This window comes from uncultured Zhongshania sp., from assembly GCF_963975605.1.
Taxonomy (GTDB): domain Bacteria; phylum Pseudomonadota; class Gammaproteobacteria; order Pseudomonadales; family Spongiibacteraceae; genus Spongiibacter; species Spongiibacter aquimaris.
Genome location: NZ_CAXBHN010000001.1, coordinates 455,316 through 469,401, shown reverse-complemented (window position 1 = coordinate 469,401; position 14,086 = coordinate 455,316). Strand labels below are relative to the sequence as shown.

The window sequence follows — 14,086 nt, the reverse complement described above, 5'->3', positions numbered from 1 at the left end:
ACAATTCGGCTCGCCGCTCAAATTTCCATCAGGTCGGCTTCTTTCGCCACCAGCGCTTTATCTACCTCAGCAATATACTGATCGGTGATTTTCTGCACATCATCCTGCGCACGGCGCTCCTCGTCCTCGCTGATTTCTTTTTCTTTCAGCAACTCTTTTACATCAGACAGCACGTCGCGACGCGCATTGCGAATAGACACCCGCGCACTTTCCGCCTCTTGGCGAGCTTGTTTGATATACCCTTTACGAGTTTCTTCCGTCAGCATCGGCATGGGTATACGAATAACACTGCCAGCCGTGCTTGGGTTAAGGCCTAGGTCAGACTTCATGATCGCCTTTTCAACATCGGGAACGATATTCTTTTCCCACGGCGTCACGGTAAGTGTTCTTGCGTCTTCCACACCAATGTTCGCAATCTGTGACAGAGGCGTATCAGTGCCGTAATAAGAAACCCGCAGACCGTCTAACAAACTCGGGTGTGCACGGCCGGTACGAATTTTATTGAAATTAGTGCCTAAGGCTTCAATAGTCTTAGTCATGCGCTGTTTAGCGTCTTCCTTTAACTCATTTATCACGACGTTTCTCCTCTCGGGTTGCAGCAGCGCCTACCAGAGTTCCCTCTTCGCCACCCACCACAATATTCAACAAAGCTCCCTGCTGCTCCATTGCAAAGACTCGCAAGGGCATATTATGGTCGCGGCATAAACATATCGCCGTTAAATCCATAACTTCGAGCTTCTTATCCAGCACCTCATCGTAGCTGAGATAATCATACTTCACGGCATCGGGGTCGCGCATTGGATCTGCACTATAAACACCGTCAACCTTGGTCGCTTTCAATACTAGATCCGCATCTACCTCAATACCGCGCAAACACGCTGCAGAGTCGGTTGTGAAAAACGGATTGCCTGTGCCCGCAGCAAAAATAACCACTTCGCCCCGCGACAGCAAACGAATCGCCTTGCGACGATCGTAGTGATCAACAACACCACTCATGGGAATTGCCGACATCACCGAAGATTTTATATTACTACGCTCTAGCGCATCACGAAGCGCCAATGCGTTCATGACCGTCGCCAACATGCCCATATGATCGCCAGTAACACGATCCAGCCCCGCAGTTTGCAGCGCCGCGCCGCGGAACAAATTCCCGCCGCCAACCACCAAACCAACCTGCACACCGATGCCAACCAACTGACCGACTTCGAGCGCCATGCGGTCTAACACCTTGGGATCGATACCAAACCCAAGGCCTCCCATCAAAGCTTCACCACTTAATTTAAGCAGTATGCGCTTGTATTTCTTATCCCGACTTTGGCTAGACATTTCCCTACCTCACCACATTACACGATATTTTCATGACACTGCATATCGCCTAAAGTAAAGCGGGGCCCGCAGGCCCCGCTAACTTAGTGGCTTAGCCTTTCAGCTGAGCAGCCACCTCGGCGGCAAAGTCTACTTCTTCTTTCTCAATACCCTCACCCACCTCAAAGCGAATAAACGCCTGGATATCGGCACTGCTGCTTTTCAGCAATTTACCCACAGTCTGCTCAGGATCTTTAACAAAAGGCTGATCAACCAATGAGTTTTCAGACAAGAATTTGCGGATCCGACCGTCAATCATCTTCTCGATGATTTCAGCTGGCTTACCGCTTTCTGCTGCCTGAGCAGTGAAGATTTCACGCTCTTTCACGATCTCTTCTTCAGGCATATCCGCAGATTTAGCAACCCGTGGATTCGTTGCGGCGACATGCATCGCCACATCACGCGCCAGCTCAGCGTCACCGCCTTTTAAGGCTACCAATACTGCGATACGGTTATTAGAGTGCACATAGCTATCAACCACACCGTCTTCAGCGCTAATAATCACGGCGCGACGAACAGAAATGTTCTCGCCGATCTTTTGAACCAGTGCTTCACGCGCAGATTCCAATTCACCAGCCATCAATTCAGCAACGTCAGTCGCCTTAGTGGCAAATGCCTTGTCGGTCACTTGCGCAACAAACGCTAAGAAGCCGGCATCACGTGCAACGAAATCAGTTTCGCTGTTAACTTCAACCACAACACCGTAGCTGCCATCTTCAGCAACTTTTGTGCTAACAACGCCATCTGCAGCAGTACGGCCAGCTTTTTTAGCTGCCTTCATACCACTAGACTTACGCATCTCTTCAATCGCCAACTCAATATCACCATTCGCATCATTCAGTGCTTTTTTGCACTCCATCATGCCAAGGCCAGTACGATCACGCAGTTCTTTAACCATTGATGCTGTTACAGCCATCCTAAATTCCTCTTAATTACCTTGAGCGGGTTAACTCAAGTTCAAGAACAGACCCAAAACCATGCGCCTGCTCAGACATTATCCAAAAAAAGGGGGCCTTGCCCCCTTTCGCAGACTGCTTAGCGGCCATATTACTCGGCAGCGCTTTCGCCTTCTGGTGCTACTTCAACAAACTCGTCTTTAGCAACAACGTCGTTTGCAGCAGCGTTAATAGCAACATCAGCAACAGCCGTTACATACAGCTTGATTGCGCGAATTGCATCATCGTTACCTGGGATAACAAAATCTACGCCATCTGGGTTGCTGTTGGTATCAACGATACCAAATACTGGGATACCCAGCTTGTTGGCTTCTTGAATAGCAATACGCTCGTGATCCACATCAATAACGAACAGTGCATCAGGCAAACCAGACATATCTTTAATACCACCGATGGAGCGCTCTAGCTTCTCCATATCGCGGCGGCGCATCAGCGCTTCTTTCTTAGTCAATTTGTCAAAAGTGCCGTCTTGGCTTTGTGCTTCAAGCTCACGCAGACGACGAACAGACTGACGAATAGTTTTGTAGTTAGTGAGCATTCCGCCCAACCAACGATGGCTAACAAACGGCATACCAGCGCGGGCAGCTTGTTCGCCAATAATCTTACTCGCTGCACGCTTAGTGCCAACAAATAGGATCTTGTTCTTATTGGCAGCCATTTTAGCAATAGCATCTAGGGCATTGTTCATTGCTGGAACAGTGTGCTCTAGGTTAATAATGTGAATCTTGTTACGCGCACCAAAAATGAAAGGAGCCATTTTTGGGTTCCAGTAACGAGTCTGGTGACCAAAGTGAACGCCGGCTTGCAGCATTTCACGCATACTTACATGAGACATGATATTTCCTTAATAAACATCGGGTTACAAACTTGCAGAGATCCCATAACCCAACCCCAACTATCGTTGAAGCACCCGGGATTACGTGCCGATTTCTGCGCGTCATTAATCCAATAACAGCTCGAGCCATTATTGGGGCGCGTATTTATACCACAGAGCCCCTATTACATAAAGTATAAACCGCTTTTGAGACTAAAATTCCGCGATGCCTTCGCTACCCATAAAGCGATGGTTTACAATAGCCGGCTTTAAATACGCCAGACGAAGCCGCCCACCGGTATAGCCCTATGAATGTAAGCATTAAATCGCCAGAACAAATTGCCGCCATGCGCGTTGCCGGTCGACTTGCCGCCGACGTGCTAGAAATGATCACACCTCACGTCAAACCTGGCATCAGCACTGGCGAACTAGACCAAATTTGTCATGACTATATTGTGAACGTGCAAAACGCCATTCCCGCACCGCTAAACTACAACGGCTTCCCCAAATCTATCTGCACCTCTGTCAATGAAGTTATTTGCCACGGCATTCCTTCTGACAAAAAAATACTTAAAGATGGCGACATCCTGAATATCGATGTCACCGTAATAAAGGATGGCTGGCACGGCGATACCAACCGCATGTATTACGTCGGCAATGTGCCAGAGCACGCCAAGCGCCTTTGCGAAGTAACCCAAGAGTGTCTATATCAAGCCATAGCACTGGTTAAACCGGGCTGCGCGCTGAGTGATATTGGCACCGTGATAGCCAAACATGCGCGCGGCAAACATTACAGCGTAGTTGAGGAATATTGCGGTCATGGCATCGGGCTCGTCTTCCACGAAGATCCTCAGGTGCTGCACTACGGCGAAGGTTATAACCGACGTAACGATTTAGTGTTAAAAGAAGGCATGACATTCACCATTGAACCCATGATCAATGCCGGTAAAAAGCAAACCAAACTCAATACCAAAGATGGCTGGACCGTTACCACCCGCGACCGCCGCCTCTCTGCCCAATGGGAGCACACTATGGCAGTAACGGCAGACGGCGTTGAAGTACTCACCGCACGCCCAGACGAACCTTTTTACCGGAATATATAATGAGCCAATCCGCTTTACCGGATATTCATGCACTGCCCCAGCCCGGCCAGTCAATCAAGACCTATAAAACCTACCTTAAAACGCTGGCCGCCGACCTCAAAACCCGCTTTGAAGCGGGGGAGCATATTAGCGCGCTTGTCAAAATGCGCTCACTGCGCATAGACGAGTTATTGCAGGGCATTTGGCAAAGTTATCAATGGGGCGACGATATCACCCTAATCGCCGTTGGCGGTTATGGCCGCGGCGAACTACACCCCTATTCCGATATCGACTTACTCATACTTACCAGTGACGAGGGCGGTGACTATCGTGAAAATATTGAAGGCCTTATCACCCTACTCTGGGACATTAATTTAGAGATTGGACACAGCGTGCGCACCATGAGCGAATGCGCGCAAGCCGCCGCTGATGACATCACCATTGCCACCAATCTGATGGAATCCCGCACCTTAGCCGGCAATTCCGAGCTACAAACCCAATTAATGAATCTGGTAGGCCCCGAAAACATTTGGTCTAGCAGTGATTTTTTCCGCGCAAAATGGGACGAGCAAATACTTCGCCACCGGAAATTTGCCAACTCTGAATACAATCTCGAGCCCAATATTAAAAGCTCGCCAGGCGGTCTGCGCGATATTCAAATGATTGGCTGGGTTGTTAAACGACACTTTGGCGCCCAGTCCATCGATGAACTCTTGGAACGGCAGTTTCTCAGCAAAGAGGAACTAGACACCTTAAAAGAAGGCCAAGACTTTTTATGGAAGGTTCGCTTTGCATTGCACATTCTCGCCGGCCGCGAAGAAGATCGACTTTTATTTGACCACCAGCGCACACTAGCAGAGCAGTTCGGCTTTACCGACAGCGATGGCAAGCTCGCCGTCGAGCAGTTTATGCAACAGTACTACCGCTGGGTTATGCACCTTGGCGAGCTCAACGATGTATTGATGCAGCATTTCGACGAAACGATTCTGCGCGCCTGCGAAGCCGAAACCGTATTTGAGATCAACAGTCGCTTCCGAGTTCGCAACGGTCATATAGAAGTATGCAACGCCAAGGTATTTACTAAAACGCCCTCCGCACTGATGGAGATTTTCGTCTTAATGGCGAGCAATAACGCCATTGATGGCGTGCGCGCCAGCACCATTCGACTCATCCGTAAATCTCATCATCTAATTGACAACCGCTTTCGCGCCGACCCCAAGAATAAGCGCTATTTTTTAGAGCTATTGCGATCACCACAGCGCGTAGCACTTAATCTACGCCGCATGAAGCGCTTTGGTATCCTCGACAAATTTATCCCCGCCTTCGCCGGTATTGTCGGTCAAATGCAGCACGACTTATTCCACATTTATTCGGTCGATGCGCACACCCTGGAGCTAATTAAAAATATCAGCCGCTTCCGCTACCCGAACATGGTTGAAAAATACCCGATGGCGTGCCGAATTATGCAGCGCCTCCCCAAACCGGAATTATTGTATTTAGCCGGCTTATTCCACGACATCGCCAAAGGCCGCGGCGGCGACCACTCCAGCTTAGGTGCTGTTGATGCCCGTGAATTTTGTGAACAAATAGGTCTAAACAAGCGCGACGGAAACCTGGTCGCGTGGCTGGTCGAAAAACACCTTGAAATGTCATCGGTGTCACAGCGCAAAGACATCCAAGATCCAGAGGTTATTCGTGACTTCGCCCTCACTATGGGTGACATCCAACACCTCGACTATCTATTCTGCCTCACCGTTGCAGACATCAACGCCACCAACCCAACTCTGTGGACATCTTGGCGCGCCTCGTTAATGCGCCAACTATACGCCGAAACCCGCCGCGCCCTGCGTCGCGGACTGGAAAACCCAATCGACAAACAAGAGTGGATTGCCGAAACCCAACTCGGCGCCATAGAAAAGCTGGAAGACTACGGTTTTACCGAGGCAGAAATTCGTGCGCTCTGGGCCAATACCGGAGAAGACTACTTTATTCGTGAGCAAATTGACGACATCGTTTGGCACACCCGCGCCATTGCCAATCGCGTCAAAGCAAATGCCACCGTCGTCCTAATTAAAGAAGGCGGCCTACTGGACCACGCCGGCGTCAGCCAAATATTCGTCCATACCCGTGCCCGGGTCGGTTTATTTGCCTTGCTCGCCGAGGCAATGGAACAACTCGATTTAAGCATTCAAGATGCCCGTATTTACAATAGCGGTACTGGCTACACCCTGGATACGTTTTATGTCTTGGGCGCAGACGGCGAATCAATTGGCGACAACCCAAGCCGCATCTCCCACATTATTGAATTTATGCGCGAACACTTAGAACATCCTGAGCGATTTACTGAGGTGAATCGACGCACGCCGCGGCAAATGCGCCTTTTTTCAACGCCAACCCGCACCAGCATGACCACGGATTTGAATAAGGCACAGACCATACTCGAAGTGATCACGCCGGACCGACCAGGCCTGCTGGCGCGGCTCGGGCGTATTTTTAACCAGTACCATATACAACTTCAGAACGCGAAAATCGCCACCCTCGGCGAACGTGTAGAAGACGTATTTTTTATTACCGACGAAAATCAACGCCCGATCGACGACCCCAAACTGTGTAAAGAAATACAACAGGCGATCTGCCGTGAACTCGATGAAAAGGCCAATAGCAAAACCCTATGAATCCACATTTAAACGCCTTACAAGCCTACCCCTTCGAGAAATTGCGGGTTTTATTTGACAGCATAACTGCGCCGTCACTTAGCCCAATCGCACTGTCAATTGGCGAACCAAAACACCAATCACCCGCCTTCGTCAGCACCGTAATTAGCCAAAATTTGGACAAGCTTAGCAACTACCCCACGACCAAAGGCATTCCCGAATTACGTCAAGCCATTTCAAGCTGGGCTTGTCAGCGCTTTCATTTACCCGCTCTAGATCCAGAGACACAAATACTGCCGGTGAATGGCACACGCGAAGCTTTATTTGCCTTTGCACAAACGGTTGTCAGCGCAAGTGCAGACGCACTGGTATGCAGCCCCAATCCGTTTTACCAAATATACGAAGGCGCAGCGTTACTTGCCGGCGCCCAACCCGAGTTCTTAGCTTGCCGGCCAGAAAACGGCTTCATTCCAGATTTTGACGCAGTTAGCGCCGACATTTGGCAGCGCTGCCAATTATTATTTATATGCACACCCGGCAATCCCAGCGGCGCGGTCATGAGCAGCCAGCAATTACAGAAGCTCATCGCCCTAGCCGACCAATATGACTTCGTTATTGCCAGCGACGAATGTTATTCAGAATTATATTTTGACGAAGACAGCCCACCCACTGGACTGCTTCAAGCCTGCGCCGAAATGGACCGCACTGATTTTCGACGCTGCGTGGTATTCCACAGCCTATCAAAGCGCTCAAATCTGCCCGGCTTACGCTCAGGTTTTGTTGCGGGCGACGCCGCCATTCTCAAAGATTTTTTGCTTTATCGCACTTACCACGGCTGCGCCATGCCGGTACAACATCAGCTAGCAAGCGTTGCGGCCTGGAATGACGAAACCCACGTCATTGCCAACAGAGTTCTTTACCGGCAGAAATTCGACGAGGTCTTAGGCATTCTCGACGGCTGCCTCGACGTCAGCTTGCCAGATGCGTCGTTTTATCTTTGGGCGAAAACACCAATTGCAGACACAGAATTCGCCCGCGGACTCTTTACCCAGCAACACGTCACAGTACTGCCTGGCAGCTACTTATCTCGAGAAGTTGATGGCTTTAATCCCGGCGCCAATTATGTGCGAATGGCTTTAGTTGCCGAACCAGAACAATGCGCAGAGGCAGCTCGGCGCATAAAAACCTATGTGCAAAGCCTTAACGATCAATCGACTAAAGGTATAAAAGGGTAATGCTAAAAAAGGAGCGCGCAAACTATATTGCCAATCGCCTGCAAGAACTCTACCCAACGCAACCCGTACCGCTAGACCACAAAGATCCCTACACCTTACTGGTGGCCGTTTTACTTTCGGCACAATGCACCGACGCACGGGTAAACCAAATCACTCCAGCCTTATTCGAGCTGGCCGACAACCCCTTTGATATGGCCAAGCAGAACGTTGAAATCATCCGTGCCATCATTCGCCCCTGCGGTTTGTCACCGCAAAAATCTAGCGCCATAAAACGCCTGTCAGAAATTTTGGTAGAAAAATACAAGGGCGTCGTCCCCAAAGACATGGCCGCACTGGAAACCCTGCCCGGTGTAGGTCACAAAACGGCCAGCGTTGTTATGTCGCAAGCCTTTGGTGTACCCGCCTTTCCCGTCGACACCCATATTCACCGCCTCGCCCAGCGATGGGGGCTGACTAACGGCAAGAACGTGGTACAAACTGAGAAAGACCTAAAAGCCTTGTTTCCAAAAGAAAAATGGAATGCACTACATCTGCAGATTATTTTTTACGGACGCGAATTTTGCAGCGCCAGAGGCTGCGATGGCACTGTTTGCGAAATATGTACCACCTGCTACCCCCGCCGCAGAAACCCCAAGAAAGTACACAAGCCCTAACAGCGCATACATCTTGGTCCCCCACTCCGGGACCAAGAACTCAAACAGCACATTTAGCCCAGTCGCAACTCACCCCTCATGGTGCTTATCGCTTTGCCAGACAAAACAACGATATCTCCGTCAATGGCAACGCCAAGCACGCCGCCTCTGCGGGAAACTTGCTTGGCCACAAAATCTGTCTTAGCAAGCTTCTGAGCCCAATAATGTGCCAGTGCGCAGTGGGCTGAGCCGGTCACAGGATCTTCATCAATACCGGCATTGGGAGCAAAAAAACGTGAGACGAAATCCAACCCTGAGCCTTGCGCCCCCTTAGCGCTAACAATTAAACCTCGGCTATTTAAGGCCGCGATGGCCGGCAAATCTGGCGTAAAGTTTTGTACAGCCATCGCATCATTCAACTCTATGAGGTAATCCTCACCGGCAATAGCAGCACCAGATACCAACGCCGGTTTAACTATGGTTTGCGCCCAGTCTGTGGTGTCGCTGTTTACTGTGACGGTGATCGGAAAACGCATACTAATTACTGCTCCAGTGCGCGAAACCCTAAGCTCGCCACTGCGGGTAGCAAAACGCAAAACTTCGTCGTTCACACCAAACTCTGTCCATAGTACATGCGCTGCCCCCAAAGTAGCGTGACCGCATAAATTCACTTCAATCATTGGAGTAAACCAGCGCAATGACCAACACCCATCACTCTGAAGTGCTAAATAAGCCGTCTCTGACAAATTAAATTCCGCTGCGACCTGCTGCATCAAAGCATCGGACAAGTGGCCTTCGACTAAACACACCGCCGCCGAGTTACCGGCAAATTTACGCTCCGTGAATGCGTCTACCACAATATATTTCATTCTTTCTATTCCCTAAAAAGCCATTTCTAATACGCAGCGACTAGTGAATATTCCACCACCAGCCGTTCTCATGCGCCAAAACTAGTGTGTCGCCAGAGTGCAGAATCAATATACACCGCAGTAACGCAAACAGAAACGCCAACTCGGCCACCGCAACTCGCTGCCGAACAGCTGCTTCCAGAGGAGAGTACGATCGCCACTTACACCGCATACGCGCTGCAGCAGCGAGTTCAATGAGCAGAATTAGAGAACATTTGGCAAAGTATATGCCGGCGGGCACCCGGATCACTCAACCCCAAGGTGGATTCACTTTATGGCTTGAATTACCCGAGGGCATTGACGCTATAAAACTAGCGGAGCAGGCGCTCGCTGAAAATATCAGTATTGCCGCCGGCCCCTTATTTAGCGCCTGCGACAAGTACAAAAACTGCTTTCGCGTTTCATGCGCCCCACCGTGAAACGAGGAGATCGATAACGGCATCAGACGCCTTGGCGCACTGGCCCACTCTCTATCTCTCAGCTAAGTTAAGCCGGCAATTCGGCATTGTGGTAGACGTTTTGCACATCATCTAAGTCATTGAGCATGTCCATGAATTTTTCAAACATGGCCACGTCATCACCCTCAACCGGCGAGGTGTTTTGCGCAAGGAACTGAATCTCATCCACGTCGAAATCTGCCACGCCCATTTCGATCAATGCCTGCTTGGCTTTGAAGTAATCAGTGTTTGGCGCGAAGACAGAAATTTTACCGCCCTCTTTCTCAATATCACTGACATCGACATCGGCTTCCATCAGCGCTTCCAGGGCCGCCTCTTCATCTTCGCCATCAAAGACAAAGATCGCAGAGTGATCGAACATGTGGCTGACGCTTCCTTGGGTGCCTATTTTACTTTTGGTTTTGGTGAAGCATAAGCGCACATCGCCAAAGGTACGATTTGGGTTATCAGTTAAACACTCAATAATAACCATGCAATTACCAGGACCGTAGCCTTCGTAGCGGGCGAGTGAGAAATCTTCACCGCCTCCGCCTTTGGCTTTTTCGATGGCTTTTTCAATTACGTGGGTCGGCACCTGATCTTTCTTGGCGCGCTCAATCATCCCCCGCAGTGCCAAATTACCAGCCGGGTCGAAACCACCCGCCTTGGCGCACACATAAATTTCACGTCCGTATTTACTGTAAACCTTGGCCTTGGCATCTGAGGTTTTGGCCATGGAATCTTTGCGGTTTTGGTAGGCTCTGCCCATTGCTCTGCTCCGCTGAAAATAACAAAGACCCGGATTTTACAGTCAGGTATTCAGATAGGGAAACTTTTCGTGACATTCCCGCCAATAACTTAGCTGCACTGAGCAGAACCACCCTAAAACGGCGGCAAAATCGCATTTTTATAAGCGCTAGCGGGCTCGTCAGCGCAAAAATGCCTGACCACCGTCGATGGGCAACGTGTGGCCTGTGATATAGGCCGCATCCGGTCCGCACAGAAACACCACAACTCTGCCAACATCTTCTTCGCAGTCGCCAACCCGACCCAAGGGGACAGTGCACAAGAAGTCTTCAACATCGTCACCACCACCTTCTACCCAGCGATTCATCGCCGGCGACATCGCTAGCGGCATGATGCAATTTACTCGGACATTATCTTCGCCCCACTCGCAGGCGGCAGCCCTACTAAGGGCGCGCGTGGCCTCCTTGGCAGCTGCGTAGGCACCAAAACCCGACGAGTCTGAACGCATTGCGGCTGAGCTAGCCAAATTGACGATACTGCCATCGCCTCGTAAGAAGGGGTAACAGGCTCTCATAAAACGCAGGGTCGCCAGCGGGCCGGAATCCATCCCATCGAGGTATTCGTCTTCACTTATTTCCAGGAGATTGCCGAGGGGGACGATTTGGGCATTGTTCACAAGAATGTCGATGCCGCCAAATTCATCAACAATCTCCAGGACCGCCGCATCGATATCTTCAGCTTCGGTAACATCGCATACAAAGGCCTGCGCTTCGCCCCCACGCCTATGTATTTCTGCACAGGTCGCTTCAAGCGTTGCTAAGGTTCGCCCCAACACCGCCACAGTGGCGCCTTCAGCAGCTAAGGCAAAGGCAATACCGGCGCCAACGCCTTGGCCGCCACCTGTTACCACCGCTATTTTGTTCTGCAGAATAGCCATCACGCACACTCCCCTAAGGACGAATGTGGCCAGCCAGATTTAGTCAGCCAGCTGTGCCACGCTTTTCAGAATTAACCGCACTAACAGAGTCTGCCTGCTAACGCCGGTTTTTGAAAAAATCGACCGCAAGTGCGTGCGTGCGGTATTGCGGCTCATACCGAGTGCCGCAGACGCCTCATCGAGGCTTAAACCATCGGCCAGCAACAGGGATAGCTGAGCCTCGGTCGGTGTAAAACCAAACAATTGAATAATAACCGCAACTGGCGCCTCAGCACCGTACTCCGGGTCACTAATAAATATTGCCACTGTCGGCACCGACTTGCCTTCAGACCACTCGGTGACTGGCACGGGCCTAGCGATAACACCCAAGTCCGAAAAATCACCGTCACGCGGCACTCTCATCGCCTCGACAACCGTCGGTTCGTCGCCAGCACGATGTTCCAATATTCTATTGATTAGGCGCTGTAATTTCTTGGTAGTGGCTTGGTCACCCAGTAGTAAATGCCCATCTTCAACCCGAACATCGGGCTCACGGGTAATCAAATGTTCAGCCATGCGATTACAGCTGAGCACACGACCATCCTCATCCAGAATAATAGTCGCCAATGACAAACTTTCAACCGCGCCCGCATATAAAGCGCGTTCAGACTCGACTTTGTTCAATCTGACATGAAATCTAAGAGCGCGTTCCAAGTGGGGAAGCAATGAGTAAATCAAGTCGCGATCGGCCTGATCGAAGCTTGCAGATTGCTCGCCGCGAGCAACCCGCAGACCGGCATTCATTTCACCGGGCACCACGATATCCACCCCCAGTGAATCATAAAGTCCCGCTGGTTTCATGCAAGATTTGTAGAGCTCACTCTCCAGCCAGCCTTCGCTGGGCACCAACTCCATCAGGCTTTTTACTTCGCCGGGACGCAGTGACTGAAATGGGTCCATCGCGAATAGCCGCTCTTGATAGCGCGCTAGGGACTCAAGATTGCCACCCACCACCCGCAATACACCGCGACCTTTCTCTGAAGGCTGATTTAGCACCAGCGTCACCGACACAGCCTTCATCATTTTGCACAATACAGACAGAAAACCCTGCCATGGCTCTTCTTCCAAAGGGCCTTGGTAAATAGTCGCAATTAATTCGTCAAAGGCGGGATCAATAAGCATATCGGCGGCAATCAGACCTTATAATTTATTGGGCCGCCAGTATAACTGAGAAAAGCACAGAGAAAAGGCCTTCGACCGAAGGCCCTTGAAGATGTCGCTAGGTGGACTAGCTCAAATTGCCTAGCTAAATAAGGCCGCGCGCCTTTGCCATGTCTAGGGCAAGATCTTCAATCATATCTTCCTGACCGCCAACCGTGCGCCGACGCCCTAACTCAACCAGAATATCCCGCGACGACACACCGTATTTTGCAGCCGCGCGCTTGGCGAACAACAGAAACGAGGAGTACACACCGGCGTATCCCAAGGTTAAGGAATCGCGGTCGATGCGAATCGGGTTATCCATAATGGGCGTGACCAGGTCTTCAGCCACATCCATAATCTTATACAGATCGATGCCGTGATTGACCTCCATGCGATCCATTACGGCAACCAATACCTCCAGCGGCGTATTGCCAGCGCCTGCGCCTAGCCCAGCCACTGAGCCATCGATACGATTAGCACCGGCCTCAACGGCAACCAAGGAATTCATTACACCAAGACTGAGATTGTGATGAGCGTGGAAACCCAACTCGGTTTCTGGTTTCAGTTCGCGCCGCAATAAGGCAATGCGCTCCTTAACTTGGTCTGGCAGTAAATAGCCCGCCGAATCAGTACAATAGATGCAATTCGCGCCGTAGGACTCCATGAGCTTGGCCTGCTCGACAATCTGCTCAGCCTCAATCATGTGGGTCATCATGAGAAAGCCGACGGTATCCAGTCCCATTTGCGCCGCCATACCAATATGCTGCTCAGAGACATCGGCTTCGGTGCAATGGGTGGCAACCCGAATCGTCGTCACGCCTAAATCCGCCGCCATTTTTAGATGATCGACCGTACCGATACCAGGTAACAGCAGCGCGGAAATCTTCGCATTTTTAACCACACCAACAACGGCCTTCAGGTATTCCTCATCGCTGTGAGCTGGAAATCCATAATTGACCGACGATCCACCGAGGCCATCACCGTGAGTCACTTCGATTAGCGGCATGCCCGCCTCATCCAAGCCTTTAGCGATAGACATCATCTGCTCTAAAGAAATCTGATGTTGTTTGGCGTGCATACCATCGCGCAAACACATATCGTGTAAAACCACTTTTTTACCGCGTAAATCCATGTTCA

The 14,086-nt window shown here is 50.6% G+C and carries 14 protein-coding genes; 5 read left to right on the top strand and 9 right to left on the bottom strand.

All coding sequences use genetic code 11. The features are described 5' to 3' along the window. Positions 1-17 precede the first annotated feature (17 nt). From frr to rpsB, 4 genes are all read right to left on the bottom strand, one after another. Entirely contained in the window at positions 18-575 is a 558-nt protein-coding gene (frr, locus tag AAC007_RS01985; RefSeq protein WP_295877736.1) for a ribosome recycling factor, read from the bottom strand. Continuing rightward, positions 565-1,326, bottom strand: a complete 762-nt coding sequence (gene pyrH / locus AAC007_RS01980) for a UMP kinase (RefSeq protein ID WP_219044862.1) — start codon at positions 1,324-1,326, stop codon at positions 565-567. The genes frr and pyrH overlap by 11 nt, the downstream gene beginning before the upstream one ends. Before the next feature lie 91 nt (positions 1,327-1,417). Further along, entirely contained in the window at positions 1,418-2,281 is an 864-nt protein-coding gene (tsf, locus tag AAC007_RS01975) for a translation elongation factor Ts (protein ID WP_295877737.1), read from the bottom strand. Positions 2,282-2,412: 131 nt separating this feature from the next. Beyond that, complete coding sequence (gene rpsB, locus AAC007_RS01970) at positions 2,413-3,156, bottom strand: 30S ribosomal protein S2 (RefSeq protein ID WP_219044864.1); 744 nt, start codon at positions 3,154-3,156, stop codon at positions 2,413-2,415. Between the two features lie 287 nt (positions 3,157-3,443). On the opposite strand from rpsB, the gene map reads away from it, so the two are divergent. From map to nth, 4 genes are read left to right on the top strand one after another with little or no spacing between them, the layout of a single operon-like run. Next, complete coding sequence (map, locus tag AAC007_RS01965) at positions 3,444-4,238, top strand: type I methionyl aminopeptidase (protein WP_219044865.1); 795 nt, start codon at positions 3,444-3,446, stop codon at positions 4,236-4,238. Next, entirely contained in the window at positions 4,238-6,892 is a 2,655-nt protein-coding gene (locus AAC007_RS01960; protein WP_339674410.1) for a [protein-PII] uridylyltransferase, read from the top strand. The genes map and AAC007_RS01960 overlap by 1 nt, the downstream gene beginning before the upstream one ends. Beyond that, a complete protein-coding gene (gene dapC, locus AAC007_RS01955; protein WP_339674409.1) occupies positions 6,889-8,106 on the top strand; it encodes a succinyldiaminopimelate transaminase in 1,218 nt (405 codons plus the stop codon). Before AAC007_RS01960 ends, dapC begins: the two co-directional genes overlap by 4 nt. Continuing rightward, entirely contained in the window at positions 8,106-8,759 is a 654-nt protein-coding gene (gene nth / locus AAC007_RS01950; RefSeq protein WP_295877740.1) for an endonuclease III, read from the top strand. The genes dapC and nth overlap by 1 nt, the downstream gene beginning before the upstream one ends. Positions 8,760-8,812: 53 nt before the next feature. Here the strand turns inward: nth and AAC007_RS01945 are convergent, their stop codons facing one another. Beyond that, positions 8,813-9,607, bottom strand: coding sequence for a PhzF family phenazine biosynthesis protein (locus AAC007_RS01945; RefSeq protein ID WP_339674407.1), 795 nt, complete (start codon positions 9,605-9,607; stop codon positions 8,813-8,815). 233 nt (positions 9,608-9,840) lie between these two features. Here AAC007_RS01945 and AAC007_RS01940 point away from each other — a divergent pair, with 233 nt between their 5' ends. Next, on the top strand, positions 9,841-10,065 hold the full coding sequence (locus AAC007_RS01940) for a hypothetical protein (RefSeq protein ID WP_339674405.1): 225 nt from the start codon (positions 9,841-9,843) through the stop codon (positions 10,063-10,065). Between the two features lie 67 nt (positions 10,066-10,132). Here the strand turns inward: AAC007_RS01940 and AAC007_RS01935 are convergent, their stop codons facing one another. From AAC007_RS01935 to dmpG, 4 genes are all read right to left on the bottom strand, one after another. Continuing rightward, entirely contained in the window at positions 10,133-10,852 is a 720-nt protein-coding gene (locus AAC007_RS01935) for a YebC/PmpR family DNA-binding transcriptional regulator (RefSeq protein ID WP_295877743.1), read from the bottom strand. A 159-nt stretch (positions 10,853-11,011) separates the two neighbouring features. Then, a complete protein-coding gene (locus AAC007_RS01930; RefSeq protein ID WP_255558558.1) occupies positions 11,012-11,767 on the bottom strand; it encodes an SDR family oxidoreductase in 756 nt (251 codons plus the stop codon). A gap of 39 nt (positions 11,768-11,806) precedes the next feature. After that, the gene (locus tag AAC007_RS01925; protein ID WP_339674403.1) at positions 11,807-12,928 is read right to left on the bottom strand and encodes a helix-turn-helix transcriptional regulator; all 1,122 of its coding nucleotides are present in this window, start codon (positions 12,926-12,928) and stop codon (positions 11,807-11,809) included. Positions 12,929-13,052: 124 nt separating this feature from the next. Next, positions 13,053-14,081: a 4-hydroxy-2-oxovalerate aldolase gene (gene dmpG / locus AAC007_RS01920; protein WP_219044875.1), complete on the bottom strand. Its 1,029-nt coding sequence runs from the start codon at positions 14,079-14,081 to the stop codon at positions 13,053-13,055. Positions 14,082-14,086 lie beyond the last annotated feature (5 nt).